At 63.6% G+C, this 20,833-nt stretch carries 23 protein-coding genes; 13 read left to right on the forward strand and 10 right to left on the reverse strand.

Translation table 11 applies throughout. The annotated features are described in order from the left end of the window. Nucleotide 1 precedes the first annotated feature (1 nt). The 5 genes from FJV77_RS18120 to FJV77_RS18140 all read left to right on the forward strand — a co-directional run bounded on the left by FJV77_RS18120 (nucleotide 2) and on the right by FJV77_RS18140 (nucleotide 4,871). The gene (locus FJV77_RS18120) at nucleotides 2-1,246 is read left to right on the forward strand and encodes a VWA domain-containing protein (RefSeq protein ID WP_142868129.1); all 1,245 of its coding nucleotides are present in this window, start codon (nucleotides 2-4) and stop codon (nucleotides 1,244-1,246) included. 44 nt (nucleotides 1,247-1,290) lie between these two features. Then, nucleotides 1,291-1,629 carry an XdhC family protein gene (locus tag FJV77_RS18125; RefSeq protein ID WP_142868130.1) on the forward strand — a complete coding sequence of 113 codons (339 nt, stop codon included), beginning with the start codon at nucleotides 1,291-1,293 and terminating at the stop codon, nucleotides 1,627-1,629. 1 nt (nucleotide 1,630) lies between these two features. Continuing rightward, the gene (locus FJV77_RS18130) at nucleotides 1,631-2,335 is read left to right on the forward strand and encodes an XdhC family protein (protein ID WP_142868131.1); all 705 of its coding nucleotides are present in this window, start codon (nucleotides 1,631-1,633) and stop codon (nucleotides 2,333-2,335) included. Continuing rightward, a complete protein-coding gene (locus FJV77_RS18135; protein WP_142868132.1) occupies nucleotides 2,332-3,942 on the forward strand; it encodes a molybdopterin-binding/glycosyltransferase family 2 protein in 1,611 nt (536 codons plus the stop codon). Before FJV77_RS18130 ends, FJV77_RS18135 begins: the two co-directional genes overlap by 4 nt. Nucleotides 3,943-4,016: 74 nt before the next feature. Then, a complete protein-coding gene (locus FJV77_RS18140; RefSeq protein WP_142868162.1) occupies nucleotides 4,017-4,871 on the forward strand; it encodes an alpha/beta hydrolase in 855 nt (284 codons plus the stop codon). Between the two features lie 15 nt (nucleotides 4,872-4,886). Here FJV77_RS18140 and FJV77_RS18145 read toward each other — a convergent pair whose 3' ends face one another. Further along, the gene (locus FJV77_RS18145; protein ID WP_142868133.1) at nucleotides 4,887-5,930 is read right to left on the reverse strand and encodes a DUF1176 domain-containing protein; all 1,044 of its coding nucleotides are present in this window, start codon (nucleotides 5,928-5,930) and stop codon (nucleotides 4,887-4,889) included. A 141-nt stretch (nucleotides 5,931-6,071) separates the two neighbouring features. Between FJV77_RS18145 and FJV77_RS18150 the strand changes: the two genes are divergently transcribed. Next, complete coding sequence (locus FJV77_RS18150; protein ID WP_142868134.1) at nucleotides 6,072-6,575, forward strand: DUF1993 family protein; 504 nt, start codon at nucleotides 6,072-6,074, stop codon at nucleotides 6,573-6,575. Between the two features lie 49 nt (nucleotides 6,576-6,624). Here FJV77_RS18150 and FJV77_RS18155 read toward each other — a convergent pair whose 3' ends face one another. Then, entirely contained in the window at nucleotides 6,625-6,789 is a 165-nt protein-coding gene (locus FJV77_RS18155; protein ID WP_112395048.1) for a hypothetical protein, read from the reverse strand. 405 nt (nucleotides 6,790-7,194) lie between these two features. Here FJV77_RS18155 and FJV77_RS18160 point away from each other — a divergent pair, with 405 nt between their 5' ends. The 3 genes from FJV77_RS18160 (at nucleotide 7,195) to FJV77_RS18170 (ending at nucleotide 10,164) form a co-directional block, all read left to right on the forward strand. Then, the gene (locus tag FJV77_RS18160; RefSeq protein ID WP_142868163.1) at nucleotides 7,195-7,662 is read left to right on the forward strand and encodes a hypothetical protein; all 468 of its coding nucleotides are present in this window, start codon (nucleotides 7,195-7,197) and stop codon (nucleotides 7,660-7,662) included. Nucleotides 7,663-7,781: 119 nt separating this feature from the next. Continuing rightward, nucleotides 7,782-8,849: an aldo/keto reductase gene (locus tag FJV77_RS18165; protein WP_142868135.1), complete on the forward strand. Its 1,068-nt coding sequence runs from the start codon at nucleotides 7,782-7,784 to the stop codon at nucleotides 8,847-8,849. Nucleotides 8,850-8,901: 52 nt separating this feature from the next. Beyond that, nucleotides 8,902-10,164 carry a cysteine desulfurase-like protein gene (locus tag FJV77_RS18170; RefSeq protein WP_142868136.1) on the forward strand — a complete coding sequence of 421 codons (1,263 nt, stop codon included), beginning with the start codon at nucleotides 8,902-8,904 and terminating at the stop codon, nucleotides 10,162-10,164. A gap of 4 nt (nucleotides 10,165-10,168) precedes the next feature. On the opposite strand, the gene FJV77_RS18175 is transcribed toward FJV77_RS18170, so the two are convergent. From FJV77_RS18175 to FJV77_RS18200, 6 genes are read right to left on the reverse strand one after another with little or no spacing between them, the layout of a single operon-like run. Beyond that, nucleotides 10,169-11,197, reverse strand: a complete 1,029-nt coding sequence (locus tag FJV77_RS18175; protein WP_142868137.1) for a histone deacetylase family protein — start codon at nucleotides 11,195-11,197, stop codon at nucleotides 10,169-10,171. After that, nucleotides 11,194-11,718, reverse strand: coding sequence for a GNAT family N-acetyltransferase (locus tag FJV77_RS18180; protein ID WP_185970364.1), 525 nt, complete (start codon nucleotides 11,716-11,718; stop codon nucleotides 11,194-11,196). Before FJV77_RS18180 ends, FJV77_RS18175 begins: the two co-directional genes overlap by 4 nt. A gap of 3 nt (nucleotides 11,719-11,721) precedes the next feature. After that, the gene (locus FJV77_RS18185; protein WP_142868138.1) at nucleotides 11,722-12,219 is read right to left on the reverse strand and encodes a DUF523 domain-containing protein; all 498 of its coding nucleotides are present in this window, start codon (nucleotides 12,217-12,219) and stop codon (nucleotides 11,722-11,724) included. 35 nt (nucleotides 12,220-12,254) lie between these two features. Next, a complete protein-coding gene (locus FJV77_RS18190; RefSeq protein ID WP_142868139.1) occupies nucleotides 12,255-13,181 on the reverse strand; it encodes a 3-keto-5-aminohexanoate cleavage protein in 927 nt (308 codons plus the stop codon). Nucleotides 13,182-13,191: 10 nt separating this feature from the next. Continuing rightward, a complete protein-coding gene (locus tag FJV77_RS18195) occupies nucleotides 13,192-14,565 on the reverse strand; it encodes an aspartate aminotransferase family protein (RefSeq protein WP_142868140.1) in 1,374 nt (457 codons plus the stop codon). A gap of 1 nt (nucleotide 14,566) precedes the next feature. Continuing rightward, the gene (locus tag FJV77_RS18200; RefSeq protein WP_142868141.1) at nucleotides 14,567-16,204 is read right to left on the reverse strand and encodes a N,N-dimethylformamidase beta subunit family domain-containing protein; all 1,638 of its coding nucleotides are present in this window, start codon (nucleotides 16,202-16,204) and stop codon (nucleotides 14,567-14,569) included. A 154-nt stretch (nucleotides 16,205-16,358) separates the two neighbouring features. Between FJV77_RS18200 and FJV77_RS18205 the strand changes: the two genes are divergently transcribed. Together FJV77_RS18205 and FJV77_RS18210 are read left to right on the forward strand one after the other, a co-directional pair. Then, nucleotides 16,359-16,607, forward strand: a complete 249-nt coding sequence (locus FJV77_RS18205; protein WP_008875526.1) for a ParB N-terminal domain-containing protein — start codon at nucleotides 16,359-16,361, stop codon at nucleotides 16,605-16,607. Nucleotides 16,608-16,722: 115 nt separating this feature from the next. After that, nucleotides 16,723-17,679, forward strand: coding sequence for an alpha/beta hydrolase (locus tag FJV77_RS18210; RefSeq protein WP_142868142.1), 957 nt, complete (start codon nucleotides 16,723-16,725; stop codon nucleotides 17,677-17,679). Nucleotides 17,680-17,741: 62 nt separating this feature from the next. Here the strand turns inward: FJV77_RS18210 and FJV77_RS18215 are convergent, their stop codons facing one another. After that, a complete protein-coding gene (locus tag FJV77_RS18215; protein WP_142868143.1) occupies nucleotides 17,742-18,776 on the reverse strand; it encodes a 2OG-Fe(II) oxygenase family protein in 1,035 nt (344 codons plus the stop codon). A 199-nt stretch (nucleotides 18,777-18,975) separates the two neighbouring features. On the opposite strand from FJV77_RS18215, the gene FJV77_RS18220 reads away from it, so the two are divergent. Then, nucleotides 18,976-19,374, forward strand: coding sequence for a GFA family protein (locus tag FJV77_RS18220; protein WP_142868165.1), 399 nt, complete (start codon nucleotides 18,976-18,978; stop codon nucleotides 19,372-19,374). Nucleotides 19,375-19,493: 119 nt separating this feature from the next. Continuing rightward, the gene (locus FJV77_RS18225) at nucleotides 19,494-19,691 is read left to right on the forward strand and encodes a hypothetical protein (RefSeq protein ID WP_142868144.1); all 198 of its coding nucleotides are present in this window, start codon (nucleotides 19,494-19,496) and stop codon (nucleotides 19,689-19,691) included. A gap of 1 nt (nucleotide 19,692) precedes the next feature. Here the strand turns inward: FJV77_RS18225 and FJV77_RS18230 are convergent, their stop codons facing one another. Continuing rightward, entirely contained in the window at nucleotides 19,693-20,607 is a 915-nt protein-coding gene (locus FJV77_RS18230) for a hypothetical protein (RefSeq protein ID WP_142868145.1), read from the reverse strand. Between the last annotated feature and the right edge of the window lie 226 nt (nucleotides 20,608-20,833).

Here is a 20,833-nt window from a genome sequence, read left to right on the forward strand (position 1 = left end):
AGTGCTGCGTCCAGACCCCAAAGAGGCGACGGAAGACGGGCGCATAGCCGACAACATCGTCTATTTCGCCCGCACCTTGCGCAAATCAGGCATGCGCGTCGGGCCGGCCTCGGTCAAGGATGCGATCGAGGCGGTGCTCGCCGCCGGCATCGGCTCGCGCGACGATTTCTACTGGACGCTGCATGCCGTGCTGGTGTCCAGGCACGAGGATCATCCTGTCTTCGACGAAGCCTTCCGGCTGTTCTGGAAATCGCGCGAACTGATCGAAAAGCTGCTGGCGATGTTTTCGCCGGTGGCGCCCGACACCAGGGAGAAGCAAAAACCCCGCGCGGCGGAGAATCGCGTCAGCCAGGCGATGTTCGAAGGCCACCAGAAGAACCAGCCGGTCAAGGAAATCCCCGAGTTCGAGGTCGACGCTCGCTTCACCTTCTCGGGTAACGAGGTGCTGCGAGCTAAGGACTTTGCCCAGATGAACGCCGCCGAGATGGCGGACGCCAAGAAGGCCATCGCCCAGCTTCGGCTGCCCTTCGACATGGTACGGACGCGGCGGTTCAAAACCGACCCGCATGGCCGCCGCATCGATCCGCGCGCCATGATGCGGTCGGCCGCGCGCACCGGTGGCGACCTGATCCTGCCGAAATTCCGCTCAGCCCGTGAGGTGCACCCGCCGCTGGTCGTGCTCGCCGATATTTCCGGGTCGATGAGCCAGTACACGCGCATCTTCCTGCATTTCCTGCATGCGCTGACCGAAAAACGCCGGCGCGTGCACACCTTCGTCTTCGGCACGCGGCTTACCAATCTGACCCGGCAGATGCGCCATCGCGACCCCGATGCCGCCCTTGCCGACTGCTCGGCGGCGGTCAAGGACTGGTCCGGCGGCACCCGCATCGGCGACACGCTGGCCGAGTTCAACCTGACATGGTCGCGCCGCGTGCTCGGGCAAGGCGCAGTGGTGCTTTTGATCACCGACGGGCTGGAGCGCGACGATGTCACCGGCCTGTCGGAAGAGATGGAGCGCCTGCACAAATCCTGCCGGCGGCTGATCTGGCTGAACCCTTTGCTGCGCTTCGACGGCTTCGAGGCCCGTGCCCGCGGCGTCAAGGCGATGCTGCCGCATGTCGATGAGTTCCGCTCGGTGCACAATCTCGATGCGCTGGCCGACCTCTGCGCCTCGCTGGACAAGAAATCGGCTGCTTCGGTCGATCCGCGCCGCTGGCTGGACGCTGGTGTCAGGCGCGCAGCATAGCCATATGTTTACTTCTGCAAAAACAGACTCTGAGAGAAGCGATCATGGACAACAGCATCTATCTCGATGAGGCCCGCGACCCGCTGATCATCGCGGAGGGCTGGATGAAGGATGGCAAGGATGTCGCCATTGCCACCGTGGTCGAGACCTGGGGTTCGGCGCCGAGGCCTGTCGGCAGCCATCTGGTCATCGATGCCGAAGGCAATTTCCACGGCTCGGTCTCCGGCGGCTGCGTCGAGGGTGCGGTGGTGAGCGAGGCGATTGACGTCATCGACTCAGGCAAAGCCAGGATGCTGGAATTCGGCGTTGCCGACGAAACCGCCTGGCAGGTCGGCTTGTCCTGCGGCGGCTGCATCAAGGTCTATGTGGAGCGGCTCGGTTAGTATGGACCCGCACGCCCTCAAAACCCTGAATGCCGAACGCCGCGCCCGCCGCGCGGCGATCCTGGTCACCGATCTCGGTGACGGCCGCGACCGCATCGTGCGCGAGGGCGATCAAGTCGCCGGCGAACTCGGGCAAGCAGTCGCCAAGGCGTTTCGCTCAGGCAGTTCCGGTTCAGTCGAGGCGGAAGGGCGCACCTTCTTTCTCAACGCGCATCTGCCGCAGCCGCGCCTGGTGGTGATAGGCGCCGTCCATATCAGCCAGGCGCTGGCGCCGATGGCGAAGATCGCCGGCTATCCCTTGGAAATCGTCGATCCGCGCACCGCCTTCGCCACGCCCGACCGCTTTCCCGATGTGGAGCTGCATGCCGAATGGCCTGAGGATGTGCTGAAGCGCCAGCCGCTCGACAGCTACACGGCGCTCGCAGCCGTCACCCATGATCCCAAGATCGACGATTTTGCGTTGAAGGCGGCGCTCGACGCCAATTGCTTCTATGTCGGCGCGCTTGGCAGCCGCAAAACCCACGCCAAGCGCGTCGAGCGCCTGCTGGCGCTGGGCGCCAGTGCCGATCAGATCGCCCGCATCCATGCGCCGATCGGCCTCGACATCGGAGCGGCAAGCCCGGCCGAGATCGCCGTCGCCGTTCTGGCGCAGACGATCCACGCCTTTCGCTCGCGCGGCCTTGAAGCCAAAGGCGCTGCGGCGTGAAATTCGGTCTGGTCCCGATCGATCAGGCCGAAGGCGCGGTGCTCGCCCATGCCACTACGGCCGGCGAGCGGCGTTTTCGCAAGGCGCACAGGCTGAATGCCCAAGATGTGGCGGTGCTGAAGGCGGCTGGCATTGCCGAAATTGTTGTCGCGGTGCTTGCCGCCGACGATCTCAGCGAGGATGCGGCGGCTGAAAAGATTGCTGCCAGCATGGCCTACCGCAACATCGAGGCGAAACCGGCCGCAACTGGCCGGGTCAACCTCCATGCCAAGGCCGCCGGTGTCTTCACCGTCGATGCCACGATGATTGACGCCATCAATACCGTCGATCCGACCATCACCATCGCTACGTTGGCGCAGCACGCGCCGGTCGAGCAGGGCCAGATGGTGGCGACGGTCAAGATCATCCCGTTCGCCGTTGCCTCGGCCCTGGTCGATGCCGTGACGAAAATCTGCTTCGGCGGCGAGATCTTCGCCGTCAACGCCTACCAGCCGGTGCGCATCGGCGTCATCCAGACGGTGTTGCCGGGCATCAAGGCCAGCGTGCTCGACAAGACGCTGCGCGTCACCGAGGCGCGGCTGGCGCGCTCCGGTGCCCGGCTGACCGCCGAGCGCCGCACGCCGCATGAAATTGCGCCCGTCGCTGAGGCAGCGGCCGCGCTGGCGCATGACAACGACATGGTGGTGATCTTCGGCGCCTCGGCGATGAGCGATTTCGCCGATGTCGTCCCGGCGGCGATCGAGCGCGCAGGCGGGACCGTCATCCGCGCGGGCATGCCGGTCGATCCCGGCAATCTGCTGGTGCTCGGCACGCTCGACGGCAAGCGCGTCATCGGCGCGCCCGGTTGCGCGCGCAGCCCCAAGGAGAACGGTTTTGACTGGGTGCTCGACCGGTTGATCGCCGGCCTCGATGTCACGGCTGGGGATATTGCCGGCATGGGCGTCGGCGGGCTGTTGATGGAAATCCCGACCCGGCCGCAGCCGCGCGAGCCGCTGCCGACGAGAGGCGGGTTGAAGGTCGAGATCGTGCTGCTCGCCGCCGGCCGCTCCAGCCGTATGGGCGGCCCGAACAAGTTGTTGGCCCTGTTCGACGGCAAGCCGCTGGTGCGCCGTACCGCTGAACGGGCGCTGGGTTCGAAGGCCTCGGCCACCGTTGTCGTCACCGGCCATCAGCGCGAGCGGGTGCGGCAGGCGCTGGCGGGCCTCGATGTGACCTTTGCCGACAATCCCGATTTCGCCGAAGGCCTGTCCTCATCGCTCAAAGCCGGTATCGCCAAGGTCCGAGCCGACGCCGTCGGCGCCATGATCGTTCTCGGCGACATGCCGGGTATTTCCTCGGCCGACCTCGACAGGTTGATCGACGCCTTCCGCAGGGACGGCGGCCATTCGGTGGTGCGCGCCGCACATGACGGCCGCCGCGGCAATCCGGTGCTGTTGCCGCGCGCGCTGTTTCCAGCCATCGCCCATCTCGAAGGCGACACCGGCGCCCGCCATCTGGTCGAGGCCGAAGGGCTCGACGTTATCGATGTCGAGGTCGGCGACGGCGCATCGATCGATGTCGACACACGCGAGGCAATGGAAGACGCCGGCGGCGTGCTGCAGGATTGACAAACCGAAGCCGAAAAACGCATGGCTGAAGGATGGCTATCCGTCTGCAGTTTCTAGGTCTCTCCCTCGCCGCAATGGCTTTTGCCGCGTCAGCTACCCAAGCCAGCGCGCTCGAGCTGAAACCCTACAAGGACGATCTCTTCGCCTATCCGGCGACGCTATCGTCCACGGACAAGGGCGCCTATACCGTCATCGACTACCGTGAGATGCGCGACATCAATGCGCGGGACGAAGTGCCGGAAAAGCGCGTGCATGCGCAGTATACCGACACCGGCGTGCGGAGGTTGCAGCAGGACTTGATGCTGAAAACCGATGCCGGCGATGTCCGGCATGTCGCTGTGGGCAAGACCGAGGGCGCCGGCATCATCGTGCTCTACCTGCACGGGCAGGGCGGCAGCCGCAAGCAGGGTGTCGACGACTTCACCTTCGGTGGCAATTTCAACCGCATCAAGAACCTGATGGCCGGCAATGGCGGCCTCTATCTGTCACCGGATTTCACCGATTTCGGCGACAAGGGCGCGGCCCAGGTCGCCGCACTGATCGGCCACTATGCCGAGGCCTCGCCGGAGGCGAAAATCTTCGTCGCCTGCGGCTCGATGGGCGGCGCGCTGTGCTGGAAGCTGGCCGGCCGCAACGATACGGGACGGCGCATAAGCGGGCTGCTGCTGCTCGGCTCGCTATGGGATGACAGTTTCCTGTCGAGCCCGGCCTACAGGCGCCATGTGCCGGTGTTCTTCGGCCAGGGCAGCAAGGACCCCGTCTTTCCCGTGGAGAAGCAGGAAGCCTTCTTCCGCTCCATCATTGCGAACTCGAAAGCCTATCCCTATCCGACCCACTTCGTCCGTTTTGAAACGGGCACCCACGGCACGCCGATCCGCATGGTCGACTGGCGCCAGACGCTGAACTGGATGCTGTCGAAAGCGCCCTGAGCCGACGGCACCCGATCAAGGCGCGGTGTTGTAGTCGACCACCGTCTGCGGGTTTTCCTCGCCGTCATAAGAGGCGTCCACGTCATACTGGACCAGCGAAAAATCACCGTTGCGGAACAGATAGGTGCCGCTGTCGGAGGCATCGCCGACACCACGCCATTTGTTGAACGTGCGGATCGTCCTGGTTTCTTCGTCATATTCGGGATTGGTCGCCCAGCCGGTCGTGTGGAAGCCGGTGACGGTCACACCGAGTAGTTTGCCGTCGCTGTCGTTGTTCTCGTAGCGTATGTCCAGTTCCGGCTCGGCGAACTGCAGCTGCAGCACGCCGCCCAGCTCGTCGGTCATGTAATAGATCGATGCGGTATTGTAGGCTGCGGCAGTACAGTAGAATTCGAAAAGCCGTGTCTCCTTGTCGGGATCGCCTTCAGCCGCATCCTTGTCCTTGTATTTGATCGAAAAAGCATTCGGCTCCTCGCCGAGGAATTGCTTGTCGCACTGGTCGCCAAAAGTCGCCAGGAAGGCTTTCTTGGCCTGCTCGAGCGCGGTGTCCTTTTTCGGCGGCGGCGGTCCGTCGCCGCAGCTTGGCGGCAGCGCCTCCTCGAAATCGGCCTTGGACGGCTTCAGGGCGCCCTTGTCGATGAAGATCGGCTGGAACGGCGGAGCCTGGACCTCAGCGTTAACCTGGCGCAGCGTGTAGCAGCCGGCGAACACCGCCTCCTTGCCGTCCTTGCCGGTGGCGCGGATGGCGACGGGGACGCTGTAATAGATGCTGCCGGCCGCACCTTCGTCGGAAATCGCGCCGGTTTCGACGTCGACCTTGTCGGTGCCGTCATAGCCCTTGACGAAAGTGTCAAAATCCTTTGCCGGCTTTGTATCGCCATAATAACCCCAGGCGCGCGCGAATTCGTGCCGGTTGATGGCGCTGTAGAGCGAGCGGATCACGGCCTCGGCGCTCGATCGGTCATCGACGTAAGGTGCTTCGGGGTCATCGGCCAGCGCCGCATGGGCCATGCCGACAAGGGAAAGAATGGCAGTCGCTGCGAGAAGGATGCATCTCATAGGGAATCTCCGCTCGATAACGAAGATTCTACCACGGCGATTGCGGCGACGCAGTGACGCCCTTCACCAGCAGCCTTGAAGAATCGTGCGCCGAAGCGCTACGTCCAGCTATCGGCGCTTGGCCGCAAGGAGATTACAGACGTGACAATATCGATGTACGAAGCCTCGGTGCCGGTGTTTTCGGCCAGGCTGAAGGCGCTGTCCGCCGTGCTGTCGGCAGCCGAACAGAATGCCGCCGACCGCAAGATCGATCCGCAGGTGTTTTTGACGGCGCGGCTGGCGCCGGACATGTTTGCGCTGGTCAGGCAGGTCCAGATCGCCACCGACCACGCCAAGGGCGCGCCGTCGCGGCTGGCCGGCCGCGAAGTGCCGAAATACGAGGACAATGAGGTGAGCTTCGCCGACGTCCAGGCGCGGATCGCCAAGACCATCGACCATCTCGCGACTTTCTCGGCAGCCGATCTCGACGGCTCGGATGAGCGGATGATCGAATTGAAGCTGGGTGGGAAGGACGTTTCGCTGACGGGCCTGCAGTACCTGCTGCACGGCGCCATGCCCAATTTCTATTTCCATGTGACGACGGCGTACGACATCCTGCGCCACAACGGCGTGCCGCTGGGCAAGGCGACTTTCCTAGGACGTTGAAGGCGTTAGGTTTCCCGGCCGCTGCCGGGAAACCTCGTCTTGCGCCGGTTCAGCGGACGGACATTTCGCGGGCGATGCGCGGGAAATCGGCCGGCTTGATGCCGATGTCCGCGCGGTCGGCATTACTCATCGAATGCAACAGCGCCAACGCGGAACGGTAACGCTGATGCTCCTGCGGACGCGGACGGGCAAACATTTCAGTGAAGAACCCCATGATTCGGCCCCTAGTTGTTCCTCCACGTCAACGAATATAGGAAAAATGTGAAGATTGTGCAGTGCAGCATTTGCATGGCAGCCATGCCATGCAAATTTTTTTCGGCACGATTGGCCCATTTGCTGAAACTCTTGGCACGCCCCGACCGTACGCATAGACGCTGGCACATGGCCGGCTTTTCCTCGCCACTCCTGGCGAATTTTCCGGACTGCATGAAAATGCAGTCCGGCTTTTTGTTGGGCTTCCCTCACATCAACCGATCCGCGCAAGCCCGGCGAACGCCTAAACTGGTTAAGATCAGTGGCATTCATTTTTAACGAGCCGGTTCTACGGTGCGACCGGCTCTATTCGCATGCGCAAAACGAGAGGGAGGCTGACATCGGCGCCAAGCGGGATTTCGCTTCCTTGCTCGACGATCTGTTCGTCGCCTCCGACAACGACGAGGCCGGTGAGGAGACAGGCGCGCGGCCGTCGATCCCGTTCGACTATTTGTCCGTGGCCGACGAGCTTCATTCCGGCCGCATCAAGGTCTCCGGCGAAACCTTCACCGCCGAATATCGCGAGTCTGGGTCCGATCTTGCCGCCGAATTCGCCGCACTTCTCGACCAGGCCAAGCTGGCACTGGCCGGCGAGGAAGCAAAGCCCGAGGAAAGACTGCCGCCGATCGATCCCGAGGCGATCGCCGTCGAGCTCGGTCTAGATCATCCCATCAAGAACGCCGATCTCGGCCGCATGCGCCGCAGCTTTGCCTTCGCCAACCATCCCGATCGTGTCGCGCCCCATCTGCGCCAGCGCGCCATGATCCGCATGCAGGTGGCCAACATGCTGATCGACGAAGCCAAGCGGCGCGCTGTCGCCGGCGCAAGGCGCTGATTTTTTCTCCTTCACGCGAAAGCCGGGTTCCCTGAGGCTTGGAGAGCGTCCCTGCTTTCCCTATAGATGCGGCTTCATTTTCCGCGCAGCCGCGCAAAAATTCCCGCCGGAGAAACTCCATGCACAAACGCCGTCTCGGTCGGACCGATCTTCTTGTTACCCAGATCTGCCTGGGGTCGATGACCTGGGGCCAGCAGAACACCGAGGCCGAAGGGCATGCGCAGATGGATCTGGCTTTTGAGCGCGGCGTGAATTTCATCGACACCGCCGAGCTCTACCCGATCCCGCCCAAAGAGGAGACGCAGGGGCGGACCGAGAAGTTCATCGGCAGCTGGATGAAGGCCAAGGGCAATCGCGACAAGGTCATCCTCGCCTCGAAAGTGGTCGGCCGCACCGCCAACCGCTGGTTTCGTGGCGACCGGCCGTCAAAACTGGTGCGCGCCGACATCTTTGACGCCATCGACAAATCGCTGGCCAAGCTCGGCACCGACTATCTCGATCTCTACCAGATCCACTGGCCGGAACGCGACATCCCCTGGGGCGCCAACCCGACCCGCGTCGGCGCCACGCCGCGCCGTGCCGACGCCGTTGGCGCGCCGGCCGGCGAGACGCCGATCGCCGAGACGCTCGCCGTCTTCGAGGAACTGGTGAAGGCCGGAAAGATCCGCCATCTCGGCCTTTCGAACGAAAGCTCCTGGGGCGTCATGCGCTTCATCGCCGAGGCCGACAAGGGCGTCGGTCCGCGCGTCGTCTCGCTGCAGAACGCCTACAATCTCGTCAACCGCACCTTTGAGGTGAACCTCGCCGAGGTCTGCGAACGTGAAGAGGTTGGCTTTCTCGCCTATTCGCCGCTGGCGCAAGGCTATCTCACCGGCAAATACGACCACGGCGCGCGCCCGCAAGGCTCGCGCTCGCAGCTCTTCAACCGCGGCCAGCGTTACGAGACGCCGAATGCCGCCGAGGCGCAGCTCGAATACAATGAGCTGGCGCGCTCCTTCGGCCTCGAACCGGCGCTGTTTGCCAATGCCTATGTCGCCAGCCGGCCATTTGTTACCTCCAGCATTATCGGCGCGACGACGATTGCGCAGCTTGAGATGGCGCTGTCTTCGGCGGACGTGACCTGGACCGACGAGATGCAGAAGGCCGTCGACGCGATCCACCAGCGCGTCGGCAATCCGTGTCCGTAGGCGAGTGCTCCGGACGGAATTGCCGGGCAAAGACAAGAGGAAGGGGACAGCAATGGATTTTCCGATCGGGACCGTCAGGGGGAAATTTCCGGCGCTGGACCTGACCGACAAGGGACGCCGGCGCATCTATCTCGACAATCCGGCCGGCACGCAGGTGCCGCAAGCGGTTGCCGATGCGGTGGCGCGCTGCCTCTTGACCACCAACGCCAATCTCGGCGGCTATTTCGAAACCACGCTTGCCGCGCAAAAAGTGGTCGACGACGCGCATGCGGCGATGGCCGATTTCCTGGGTGCGGCAAGCCCCGAGGAAATCATCATCGGCGCCAACATGACGACGCTGACCTATCACATGTCGCGCACCCTTGGCCGAGGTTTCAAGCCGGGCGATGAGATCATCGTCACCCGCATGGACCATGAGGGCAATGTCTCGCCATGGCTGCAGCTGGCCGAAGATCTTGGCCTCGTCCTGCGCTTCCTGCCTTTCGACGAGAATAGCTGGCAGGTCGAGGAGACGGCGCTCAGCGCGCTGCTCACCGATAAGACGCGGCTGGTGGCGCTGAACTATGCCTCGAACCTCACCGGCTCGATCAACCGGGTCAAGGCGCTGACGGCGATTGCCAAACAGGCCGGCGCGCTGGTCTATGTCGACGCCGTGCAGTTCGCGCCGCATGGCCTGATCGACGTGCAGGATCTCGGCTGCGATTTCCTGATCTGCTCTGCCTACAAATTCTTCGGCCCGCATATGGGCATATTGTGGGGACGTCGCGACGTCATCGACGCGCTGCAACCCTACAAATGCCGCTGCTCGTCCAACGGCCTGCCGGAGCGTTTCGAACTCGGCACGCCGCAGATCGAACTGATGGCCGGGCTGACCGCCGCGGTCGACTATTTCGCCGAGTTGGGCGCCGCAGCCGGCGAGGGCGGTTCGCGAAGGCGCAAGATCGCCGAGGCATTCGAAGTCTCGATCGCCCATGAAAACCCGCTGGCGCTGAGGCTGATCGAAGGCCTGTCCGATATCGAGGGCCTGACCGTTCGCGGCATCACCGATCCCAAGCGCGTCAGCGAGCGCGTGCCGACGGTGTCCTTCACCGTCGACGGCATCGTGCCGGAGACGATCGTGCGGCAGATGAATGCCGAAAACATTTTCCTGTGGTCCGGCCACAACTACGCCTGGGAGATCGTCCATCAGCTCGGCATTCCGGCCGAGCAAGGCGTCGTGCGCATCGGCATTGCGCATTACAACACGGCGGCCGAAATCGATGAGACGCTGGAGAGCGTGCATCGGGTCATCGCCATGTTGAGACAACAGCGCTAGTCAGCTAGCGCTGCTTGCCGCCGAAACCGGTGAGGAAGGCGGTGAGGTTGTCGCCGAGCGCGTCGCAGAGATAGCCGCCTTCCTGCACGATCACCGTCGGCAGGCCAAGCTTGGCAATCGCCTCGCCGATGCGCGCGAAGCCGGGCGTGGTCACCGAAAGCCCGCCGAACGGATCACCCTCGAACGCGTCGAGACCGAGCGCCACAACCAGAGCGTCCGGCGAAAAGGCGCGGATACGCTGGAACGCCACCTCGAGTGCTTCGAGAAACGCCGCATCGGCGGATTTGCGCGGCAGCGGCAGGTTGAAATTATAGCCGAGGCCCGGCCCTTCGCCGCGCTCGTCGGCATGGCCCCAGAAGAACGGATAGAAGCGTACCGGGTCGGCATGCAGCGAGACGGTGAGCACGTCGGATCGCTCGTAAAAGATGCCCTGCGTGCCGTTGCCGTGATGCAGGTCGACATCGAGGATCGCCACCCGAGCGGCCTGCTTGCGCAACATCTGGGCAGCGACCGCCGAATTGTTGATGAAACAGAAGCCGCCGGCGACATCGGCAAAGGCGTGGTGGCCCGGCGGCCGGCAAAGCGCATAGGCGGCAGGCACGCCAGCCATGACGGTTTCGGCTGCCTCGACCGCGCTCCAGGCGCTCCACAGCGCGCTCTGCCAGGTCTCGGCCGAAATCGGGCAGGCGGTGTCGGCCATGTGGTAGCCGGCCTGGCCGACCGCCGAGGCCGGATAGGCGCCATCTCGGGCGAGGGGATGGATGTTGGGGATGACTTCCGCCGAAGCGCCTTCAATGCGCTGCCAGCGCGCAAAAATGTGTTCGAGGAAGGCGAGATATTCGGGCGTGTGTACCGCCGCCACCGGGCCGAGGCCATGATCCCTAGGCCGTTCGACCGTCAATCCGGCAGATCTTGCGCCGGCTAACAATCTATCGGCGCGCGCCGGCTGTTCGGGATTGGGCTGAGGTGCACCGCTGGACAGAAAGGCTTTCGGGTCGTGGCGTTTCTGCTCCTCGGCAAAGAAGGCTTTCATTCCGTTTCCCCATCCTGCACTGCATCGGCAAAGGCAAAAAACGCCTCGCCGACGATCTTCTGCGTCTGCTCGTAATGCGCCCAGCCTATGCCCAGCCGCTCATAAAAGGCCTTGGCGCCCTCATTGTCGGTGTCGACCGACAGCCTGAGATAGACGCCGCCATCCCTGCGGCAGTCGCGCGCGACGCGGCGCAGCAGCTTTTCGCCGATCTTGCGGCCGCGAAACTGGTCCTCGACATAGAGGTCCTGGATATAGACGCCGGGGCGGCCCATCCAGGTCGAGAAGATCGGGAAATGCAGGCAGAGCCCCGCAAATTCGCCGCCGACTTCGGCGATCAGGGTGGAGAAGGCAGGCTTTTCGCCAAAACCGTAACGGCGGAGATCGTCGGCGGTGGAGGTGATTTGCTGATGCGCGCCGATATGGGTGCCAAGGCGCAGAAGCGCGGCGTAGATGGTGTCGACGTCGTTGATGGTGCCGGGGCGGATGACGATATCGCCGGCCATGCTGATCTTCTCTGCCATGGATCAGGCCACGGTTCCGGCTGAGCCGTTCAGCAGATCGTCAAGTTCGCCGATATCGTCTTCCGAAAAGACGCGAATGCCGTTGGCTTCCAGGAGCGCGGTGGTCGTGCCGCGGCCGGCCACGCGGCTACCCGAAAAACTGCCGTCATAGACGAAGCTTGAACCGCAGGACGGGCTGCCGTCAGTGAGAACGGCATAGCGGCATCCAGTTTCCCGGGCGAGTTCCAGCGTAATCTGACCGGCTTCGAGATAAAGTGCGGTCACATCGTTTCCTGTCTGCTCAACCACCTGGCCTTGGCCGTGCAGCACAGCGTCGCCTGCGCCGCGAATTTCTGCCGGAGGGCGCGGCGTGGAGAAGCCTGCCGCAACCTCGGGGCAGATTTGCACGACCCGCCCTTCCGCCTGCCACCGCGTCAATACGGGATGGTTGTCGAGCCGGTAGGAGCCGTTGTAGCGCACGTGGCTGCCAAGCAGGCAGGCTGAGACCAGAATCCGTTCCATGTCAGCCTCCTTTTACCACGCGATCCCGGGCGCCCCTAGAAGGCTACCCGGTCGCCACCCTTCAGCGCCAGCATGTCGCGCGCCTCCGCCGGTGTGGCGACCTCCAGCGACAGGCCGTCGAGGATAGCCCGGATGCGGCGCACCTGGTCGGCATTGGATTTCGCCAGTTGGCGGCCGTCGTAGAGACTGTCCTCGAGCCCAACGCGGACATTGCCGCCCATCGCCGCCGCAATCGAAATCAGCGGCATCTGGTTGCGGCCGGCGGCGAGCACCGAGAACTGGTAGCTGTCGCCGAACAATTTGTCGGCGATGCGCTTCATGTGGATGAGATTGTCGGGATCGGCGCCGATGCCGCCAAGGATGCCGAGCACGAACTGGATGAACAGCGGTCCCGACACCAGGCCGCGGTCGCGGAAATGCGCGAGCGAATAGAGATGGCCGACATCGTAGCATTCGAACTCGAAGCGCGTGCCGCAGCCCTTGCCGAGCTTTTCCAGCACGCCTTCCATGTCGGCGAACGTGTTCTTGAAGATCGTGTCGCGCGTGGCTTCGAGCAGCTTCGGTTCCCACTCGTGTTGCCATTCCCTCGGCTTGTCGAGCATCGGGAACAGCGCAAAATTCATCGACCCCATGTTGAGCGAGCACATTTCCGGCTGTGCCCGCAGCGGCGCGGCCAGCCGCTGGTCCAGCGTCATCAGTGACGAGCCGCCGGTGGTGATGTTGATCACCGCATCGGTCGCCTGCTTGATGCGCGGCAGGAACTGCATGAACACCTCGGGGTCGGCGGTTGGCCGGCCGTCCTTGGGGTCGCGGGCATGCAGATGCAGGATCGAGGCGCCGGCTTCGGCTGCAGCGATGGCATCGGTCGCGATCTGGTCCGGCGTCAGCGGCAGATAGGGTGACATGGACGGCGTGTGCACCGAGCCGGTGACCGCGCAGGTGATGATGACTTTTCTCGCCATTTTTCGCCCCTCAGCCTTCGACCGGAAGATCGAGTTCGACGGCCAGCACTTCGAGAGAGTCGCCGATAATGGAAATGATCTCACCGACCTGCTCAGCCGTGACGATCATCGGCGGGGCGACCATGAAATTGTCGCCGTCGACGCCGCCCTTGACCCTGCGGCCATAAATGATCAGCCCGCGTTCATAGGCGAGGTCGAGCAGCCGCTGGGTGGCTTTCTTGCCCTGATCGATCGGCCGCAGCGTCTCGGGGTCGGCGACCATTTCGGCGCCGGTGAGCAGGCCCTTGCCGCGCACATCGGCGATGAACGGAAAGCGCTTCGCCAGACCTTTGAGCCCGTCCATCAGCACGTCGCCCATGGCGGCAGCATTGGCGATGAGATCGAGCCGGTCCATTTCGCCGAGCACGGCAAGGCCGGCGGCGCAAGCGAGCGGATTGCCGGCATAGGTGTGACCATGCTGGAAACCGCCCGAGGTCAGCAGTGGCTCGACCAGCCGCATCGGGGCGGCAAGCGCGCCGAGCGGCGCATAGCCGGAGCCCAGCCCCTTCGACAGCGCGACGATATCGGGCTTGCAGTTCCAATGGTCGCCGCCGAGGAATTTTCCCGTGCGCCCGGCGCCGCTCATCACTTCGTCGTGGATGAGCAGAATGCCGTAGCGGTCGCAGATCTCGCGGATGCGCGGATAGTAGCTGTCCGGCGCCACCAGGGCGGAAGTTGCGGCACCGCCGATTGGCTCCACAATGAAGGCAAGCACGCTGTCCGGCCCCTCGGCCTGGATTTTCTCCTCCAGCATGTCGGCATAGCGGATGCCGCGCTGTTCCATCGACAGGTTGTCGCGGTCGCGCCAGGCTGTCGGCGCCGGCACGGTCGGCATCACCCGCATCATCGGCGTGAAGGTTTCGGCCAGTGCATCGTCGCCGGTGATCGACAACGAACCCAGCGTGCCGCCATGGTAGGAGGGAAAACGGGTGATCACCTTCCAGCGCTTGGGCTGGCCGGTCGCGACCGCCCATTGCCGCGCCAGCTTGATGCAGGATTCCGTCGCCTCCGAACCACCGGAGACGAAGAAAATGCGGTCCATGCCTGCGGGCAGTTTTCCGGCCAGCTCCCGCGCCAGCTCCTCGGCCGGTTCGTTCTCGAAATGCAGCCGGTAGGCAAAGGTGGCACGGTCCATCTGCCGCTTCATGGCGTCGAGCACATTGCGGTTGGAATGGCCGATATTGGCGACCATCGGCCCGCTCGAGCCGTCGATGAAACGGCGGCCGTCCTGCGTCCACATATAGATGCCTTCGGCGCGGTCGATCAGCGGCCGGCGCAGGTTGGACAGGTAGAACAGATGCGAAGGCGCGCGCGCTTCTGGACCGGCGGATGAGGGTTTCTGCATGTCAGGACTTTCCGAGATAGCGGTCGATTACATTCCTGGTCACGCGCTCGACCATCGGATCCTGCCTTAGCAGGCCGGCGACCCATTCGCAGCTTCCGGCGTGGAAAACTTGGCCCTTGCCGCGCGGGAAATTGACGATCATGCCGTTGCCGCGTTTGACTTTTTCGAGATTGGCATCCGTGGCTTCGCCGAACTGCGTCTCGGCAGTGAAGCGGCCGTCCTCGTCGGTCAGAAACTGGTCCTCGATCGGAATGTCGGCGCTTTCCTCCACCTGAGATGCCATGCCGACCGCCAGCACCTGCAGGCCGTCTGGCGCGCCGCTGTCCGGTGTCGGGTAGGGCAGGCCGCCGCGGATCTCGAAATCGAGCCCATCGACCTCGTAGCCATAGACATGGCTGTCGGCGCCGAGCAGGTCGCCATAGTAGATGCCGGTGCCGGCAAAGGCCCAGTGCTCGGGCCGGTAGACCGGAAAGCCGCGCACGCCGCGCGGCGCGCAGCCGCCCCAGCCGGCATAGACGCCGCGCGTCGCGTTGAGGCCGAAGGTCATTGCACCGGGACGGCCGATCTCCGGCGCCTCCCAGGAGTTGGTGGCGCGGGTCACGTCGCCGCGATAGGCGGGGTCTTCGGCCCGCGCCCGGTATTTGTAACAGACCTGCCGGCGGCCTTCGTCCTCCAGCCTGGTCTGCCACATGAAATTGCCGGCAAAGCGCGCCGCATGTCCGCCGCCTTCGACGTAATTGTCGACCGCGTCGCGCATTTCCCAGGTCCAGTATTCGTCATGGCCGACAAAGACGACGCAATCATAGCCGTCGAGGATCTCGGGCGAAAAGTGCAGATCGTGCTGGCTGGCGAGATCGACGCCGTAGCCGGCGCGCTCGGCAAAGCGGAAGAACTGGCTGTCATAGCTCGCCCAGCCGGAGGAGGCGTATTTCTTCGAATGCCCCGTGGCGTACGCCCATTCCATATGGGGATAGCGCGGCACGGTTTTCGGCGGCACCGCGACTTCCAGCGGCACGCGTGGCGCGTCCTTGGGCAGCACCACAAAACCGCGGCACCAGGGACGCTGCGTCGACACCATCGTTGCATAATGATTGCGGTTCGGCCCGGTGATGCCCTGATAGTGGTTGGAGCCGCCCCAGGTGTTGTAGGAAAGCCAGGTGCCGGTCGCCGCCACCTGCAGCACCCGGCCGGGTTTTCTGCCGGGCTGGGGCGCGACGATGATAAGATGGTGGCAAAGGATAGGCTTGCCGTCGCGACCGTCCGCCGTCAGCGTCAGCCGGTAGGCGCCGGACGGCCAGTCGATGCCGACCCGAAATTCGAACGACGCCTGCCAGCCGCAGCCTTCGACCGAGCACTGGTCTGGCGTGTCCTGCCAGCGCGCCGACAGGCCAGTTTGCTCAAAGACCGTTGTCTCCGTGCCGCCGTCGCGGACTATGGCTAGACCGAACGTCGGCGCTGTCGAACTGACATGCAGCGTCACGGTTTCGCCGACACGGTAGGAAAAGCGCTCCGAATAGCACCAGATCTCGCCGCGCTCGCCATCCATTCCCGGCCATTCGTAATAGTGGCCGCGCACCGCTTCACGGCGCTGCTCCGGCGTCAGTCCGAAATCGGGAAATTCTGTCGGTAGCGTGATCATGAAATCCTGAAGCAGCGAAGGCCGCCATTTCGGCCATCTGCCGGCCAAGCGTCAAATGGAAACGATCGGGCCAGCAATCGCTTAGCCGCTCTTGGCCGCCCCCGGCAAAGCGACTATCTCAGGCGAGGCGGTATTGTCCGCCTCGGGAGCCCGCATGCTGAGAGTGCAGAAGGTCAAGGTCGACGACATCTACGTACCGACGGCGCGCAAGAAGACGCTGCATCCCGAAACCGTGCGCCATCTGGCCGAAGACATTCTGGAAAACGGCATGAAGACGCCGATCCAGGTCCGCCATGACGGCAAGCGCCATATCCTCGTCGAAGGCCTGCATCGGCTGGAAGCCGCCAAATGGCTCGGCGAGACCGAAATCGACGCCTATCTGGTGCAAGCCAAGCGCCACTGAGGCGCGCTCTTCGATCGATAACGGCTGACCGATCTTTGCCATGCAGATATTTCGCGGACTATGTCGGCCCGAGCTGCGCTCGCTCGTCCTTGGGGCACTACCTGAGGAGAACGACATGTCCAGATCGATCTATTTCGCCATTCTTGCCTCGGTCGCAGCCTTGTTCGCAGCGCCCGGCCCAGCCAATGCAGAGGAGACGAAGCCCGCCATGACGACCGATACCAACGCACTGCCGAAGCCGGAGAAGTCCGGCCTGCTGCCGATCAACGGCCTGAACTACTACTACGCTGTCTACGGCAAGGGCGAGCCGCTGCTTCTCTTGCATGGCGGTCTCGGCTCGATCGACATGTTCGCGCCGATCCTGCCCAAGCTTGCCGAGAACCGCACGGTCATAGGCGTGGACCTGCAGGGGCATGGCCGCACGGCGATTGGCGACCGGCCATTCAGCCTGGAGGCGATCGGCGACGACATGGCTGATATCATCAAGGCGCTCGGCTACGACAAGGTCGACGTGATGGGCTATTCGCTGGGCGGTGGCGTTGCCTTCCGCATGGCTGTCCAGCATCCCAAGGCGGTCCGCCGGCTGGTCCTTGTGTCGACCGGCTATGCCCCCGACGGCTTCTATGACGAGATGCGTCCGCAACAGGCGCAGGTGAGCGCCGCTGCCGCGCCGTTCATGAAGGACACCCCGATGTACAAGTCCTACGTTGCAGTGGCGCCGTATCCGGAAGACTTCCCGAAACTGCTCGATGCGCTGGGCAACTTCATGCGCCAGAACTACGACTATTCCGCCGATGTCGCGAAGCTGAAGATGCCGGTCATGCTCGCCTATGGCGACAGCGACATGTACAAGCCAGAGCACGAGATCAAGTTCTACCAGATGCTCGGCGGTGGATTGAAGGATGCCGGCTGGATGCGCGAGAACCTGTCGCAGAACCGGCTGGCCATCATCCCCAACCGCACCCACTACGACGTCTTCTTCGCGCCGGAACTGACGGCCGCGGCGCTGCCTTTCCTCAACGGCGAAACCAAGGTGAAAACCTGGGACGAAGTCGTCAGCGAAACAGAGTAGGTCTGCCGAAAGTTGAAGCCGGCCGTCTCCAGCGAGACGGCCGGTTTTTTGTGCCTGCGAAACTACGAAGCCTTGGCGCGGCGCGGCTCGCGCAAATGCTTGATGCCGCTCATCTCGACGAAGTTCGTGGCGGACTCCCAGAGATAGTCGCCATAGAGGAACGGCTCGAACGGGGCGGCGCCAGCGAGCGGCAGCGGCGCGATCTCCGCGTCGACGCGCGGCTCGTAGAAGAACGGGATCGAATAGCGCGCCGTCCTCGGCGCAATCACCCTGTGCCGCGTCGCCCGCACCCGCCCGCCGGTCCAGCGCTCGAGCAATTGGCCGAAATTGACCGCCAGCGTGCCGTCGGCGGGCGGCACGTCGATCCATTCGCCGGCAAGGTTTTTTGCTTGCAGCCCCTCGACGCCATCCTGCGCCAGCAGCGTGATAAAACCGGAATCGGCATGTTCGCGCCCGATGATGGTGCGCGTCTCGCCTTTGTGGACGACGGAAAACTCCGGTCCGCTCAGATCGACGCTGATGTTGGCATCGCGCAAGGGATAGCGGATCAACCGCAGCGTCGAGATGCCACCATCGAAATCCGCGTCGAAGATTGTCTCCGGCAGATCGAGCCCGCGCGCGATCGAGCGCATCAGCGCGTTGCCGAGCGCTTCCATGGCCAGATAGTAGCTTGCGGCAGCTTCGCGCCAGCCGGGCAGCACTGCCTCAGTTGGCAATGGCGTCGGCTCGCGCAACGGGTCGTCCGCGTCGCCGGAGCCGGCGGTTTGCACATGCGCAATGTCCGGGCCCATGTCGATGCCTTCCTTGTAGGAAACGGCGGTCGGCTGCAGCGGGAACCAGCCGCGGTAGACGTTCTTCTTCGTGCGATCGAAATTCCAGCGAAGCAGCTTTGCCTTCTCGGCCTCGGGCAAGGCGAAGATGTTGAGCAACTGTGCCCGCTTGTCCCGTGTCAGCCATTCATCGCCCGGAAAATCCCGGATCGCCATGAAACCGATGCCGGAGGCCGCGGCCAGGATCCGCGCGTCGGTGCGCTCGCGGCCGGGCGAGGGCGGCCCGAACAGATCCGCGACGGCAATGGTTTCGATGTCCTGCGCCATGATTTCCTCCCGGTCGACCCAGCCATAAAACAGGCGCGGCTGCCGGCTGGCTGTCAATCCTTCGCCGCTGCCTCGGGTTGGGCCAGCGGCAGGCCATCGGTCGTATCAGCGCAATCGATAGCACCATCAGGGCTTTTCAATTGACCGAAAGCTGCCAGTCGATACTTTCCAGGGATCTCCAGCGCGACGGGTTCAGATGATGGCGAAATATGAGGGTGGGTGCCTGTGCGGGGCGGTGCGTTATGGCGCTGAGGCGCCGCCGGTCAATCAGCGCGTCTGCCATTGCCGGCGCTGCCAGAAGGTCATCGGCGCGGCCTTTAACGCGCGTCTGCTGTTTCGCATCGATGACGTCACCATCGAGGGGCAGGTGGCGACGGTCAATACCTCTGCGGACCTCAAGCGCGGCTTCTGCGCCGCTTGCGGCACGACGCTGTTTTCCCGGCGCGACTCCGCCGGCATCGTTGGCATCACCACCGGTTCGCTCGACGATCCCTCGCTGTTCAAGCCGGAAATGCATATGTGGACAGCCTCGAAGCAGCCTTGGCTGCGGCTCGATGACGGGCTGCCGCAACATGAAGGTGCGCCGCCTCCGAACTGACGCCGATCTTACCGGAAATTAATCCCGAAAACACGACATAGCCGGCAAAGCGTCATTGGCGGGCCATGATTGCCTGCCTATCTATCGGCTGCGGGCCTGGTTTTCGAGGAGGACGACCGATGAGCGACAGAATCAACACCCTGGACGAGCTTTTGAGCGATCCGATGGTCCTGCTCGTGATGGAGCGTGATCGTGTGCGCCCCGAACAGGTTCGCCTGCTGCTCGAACGAGTGCGTCGCCCTTCTGTCTATGGGCCGCTGGTGCCGCCGGCACATGTCGTCGCCAAGACCTGCCTGCAGCAGTGGTTGGGCAGATAGGTCAGCCGGAGTTTGCCGGCAAATAGCTGTAATGGCTGCGGAAATAGGCCAGCTTGAAACCGAGCTGCGCATAGTTGCGATAGGCCGGACCGTCGCGGTCGGGGTGCGGCGCCTCGATGTCGGCGACAAACAGTTTCGCGCCGGCCGCCAGGCCGTCGCGCACCATGGCTTCGCCGAGCATGGCATCGAGATCGAAGCTTGGCGCCATGATGCCGGGCACCGGCGCGTCGATGCCGCTCCAGGCGGTGCCGTCAACGCCGATGAACAGCGAGCGCACAGCCACCACCGCACCGTCCCGCCGCGCCACGTAGTGATGCCAGCCCTGTCGGCCGACCAGCGTCAGCAGCCACGGTGAGGTCGGCAGCCGGTACTGGCTGTCGATGAAGCCTGCCCATTCGCTTGCCGTTGCCCGCGTCACGCGTTCGACCGCAATACCCTCGGTCGGGAAAAGCGGTTCTGCCGCCAGAGGTGCTGCCTCGCGAAAAATCCGTTCCCAGCCGCTCAGGTGCTGCAGGCCGCGCGCCTCGAGCCAGCATCTGAGCGCTGAGGGCTCGGCGTGCGGATTGGCATAGAACCACGGCCTCGCAATGCCGGCGGCGCGGTACTGCGCCAGGAGCGCGTCAAGCTGGCTCTGTGTGGCTGGGCGGTCGACGCCGAAATTCTTCACGCAGTTGAAATGGATGAACGGGATTGCCGTGCAGGTGGTCCAGACCAGATTGCCGTCTTCGGCGATCGCCAGTCCGAGCCGCGCGGCAAAGTCGGCGGGGGCGGCGCGATAAAGGTCCAGCCAGGCGTTGACCTCGGCGCGTTCGATGGTGCGGCTGAAATCGCGGGAAACGTCTTCCATCGCGATAGCGGGTTGATGCGTTTCGGGCAGGGCAACGGGTTGCAATTCGGACAGTGCGGCGGACGACACGACCTTCCTCCCGGCTTTTTACCTTACGATGTAAGGTTAGGGCAAGGTAATATAAACACGAACGTTGTCAAGCGGGATTGGGGAAAGCAGGGGAGAAGGGGGGCCACGACGGGTCGCTGGTTTATGGCTAATATTTGATTCAAACTTTGTTGGCAATTTATCGTTAGTAATCAAAGCCAGTTTGTCCGGCGGCGTCCTTCTGCCTTCGGTCTGTTGTGTTTTGCGT

It is taken from the genome of Mesorhizobium sp. WSM4306, assembly GCF_007003975.1.
In the GTDB taxonomy this organism is placed as follows: Bacteria; Pseudomonadota; Alphaproteobacteria; order Rhizobiales; family Rhizobiaceae; genus Mesorhizobium.

Excerpts from the sequence above, each read along its gene's own strand:
- FJV77_RS18125 (WP_142868130.1), top strand. The coding sequence starts at position 1,291 with ATGGACAACAGCATCTATCTCGATGAGGCCCGCGACCCGCTGATCATC.
- FJV77_RS18130 (WP_142868131.1), top strand. The coding sequence starts at position 1,631 with ATGGACCCGCACGCCCTCAAAACCCTGAATGCCGAACGCCGCGCCCGC.
- FJV77_RS18140 (WP_142868162.1), top strand. The coding sequence starts at position 4,017 with ATGGCTTTTGCCGCGTCAGCTACCCAAGCCAGCGCGCTCGAGCTGAAA.
- FJV77_RS18145 (WP_142868133.1), bottom strand. The coding sequence starts at position 5,930 with ATGAGATGCATCCTTCTCGCAGCGACTGCCATTCTTTCCCTTGTCGGC.
- FJV77_RS18155 (WP_112395048.1), bottom strand. The coding sequence starts at position 6,789 with ATGGGGTTCTTCACTGAAATGTTTGCCCGTCCGCGTCCGCAGGAGCAT.
- FJV77_RS18165 (WP_142868135.1), top strand. The coding sequence starts at position 7,782 with ATGCACAAACGCCGTCTCGGTCGGACCGATCTTCTTGTTACCCAGATC.
- FJV77_RS18170 (WP_142868136.1), top strand. The coding sequence starts at position 8,902 with ATGGATTTTCCGATCGGGACCGTCAGGGGGAAATTTCCGGCGCTGGAC.
- FJV77_RS18175 (WP_142868137.1), bottom strand. The coding sequence starts at position 11,197 with ATGAAAGCCTTCTTTGCCGAGGAGCAGAAACGCCACGACCCGAAAGCC.
- FJV77_RS18180 (WP_185970364.1), bottom strand. The coding sequence starts at position 11,718 with ATGGCAGAGAAGATCAGCATGGCCGGCGATATCGTCATCCGCCCCGGC.
- FJV77_RS18185 (WP_142868138.1), bottom strand. The coding sequence starts at position 12,219 with ATGGAACGGATTCTGGTCTCAGCCTGCCTGCTTGGCAGCCACGTGCGC.
- FJV77_RS18190 (WP_142868139.1), bottom strand. The coding sequence starts at position 13,181 with ATGGCGAGAAAAGTCATCATCACCTGCGCGGTCACCGGCTCGGTGCAC.
- FJV77_RS18195 (WP_142868140.1), bottom strand. The coding sequence starts at position 14,565 with ATGCAGAAACCCTCATCCGCCGGTCCAGAAGCGCGCGCGCCTTCGCAT.
- FJV77_RS18200 (WP_142868141.1), bottom strand. The coding sequence starts at position 16,204 with ATGATCACGCTACCGACAGAATTTCCCGATTTCGGACTGACGCCGGAG.
- FJV77_RS18205 (WP_008875526.1), top strand. The coding sequence starts at position 16,359 with ATGCTGAGAGTGCAGAAGGTCAAGGTCGACGACATCTACGTACCGACG.
- FJV77_RS18210 (WP_142868142.1), top strand. The coding sequence starts at position 16,723 with ATGTCCAGATCGATCTATTTCGCCATTCTTGCCTCGGTCGCAGCCTTG.
- FJV77_RS18215 (WP_142868143.1), bottom strand. The coding sequence starts at position 18,776 with ATGGCGCAGGACATCGAAACCATTGCCGTCGCGGATCTGTTCGGGCCG.
- FJV77_RS18220 (WP_142868165.1), top strand. The coding sequence starts at position 18,976 with ATGGCGAAATATGAGGGTGGGTGCCTGTGCGGGGCGGTGCGTTATGGC.
- FJV77_RS18225 (WP_142868144.1), top strand. The coding sequence starts at position 19,494 with ATGAGCGACAGAATCAACACCCTGGACGAGCTTTTGAGCGATCCGATG.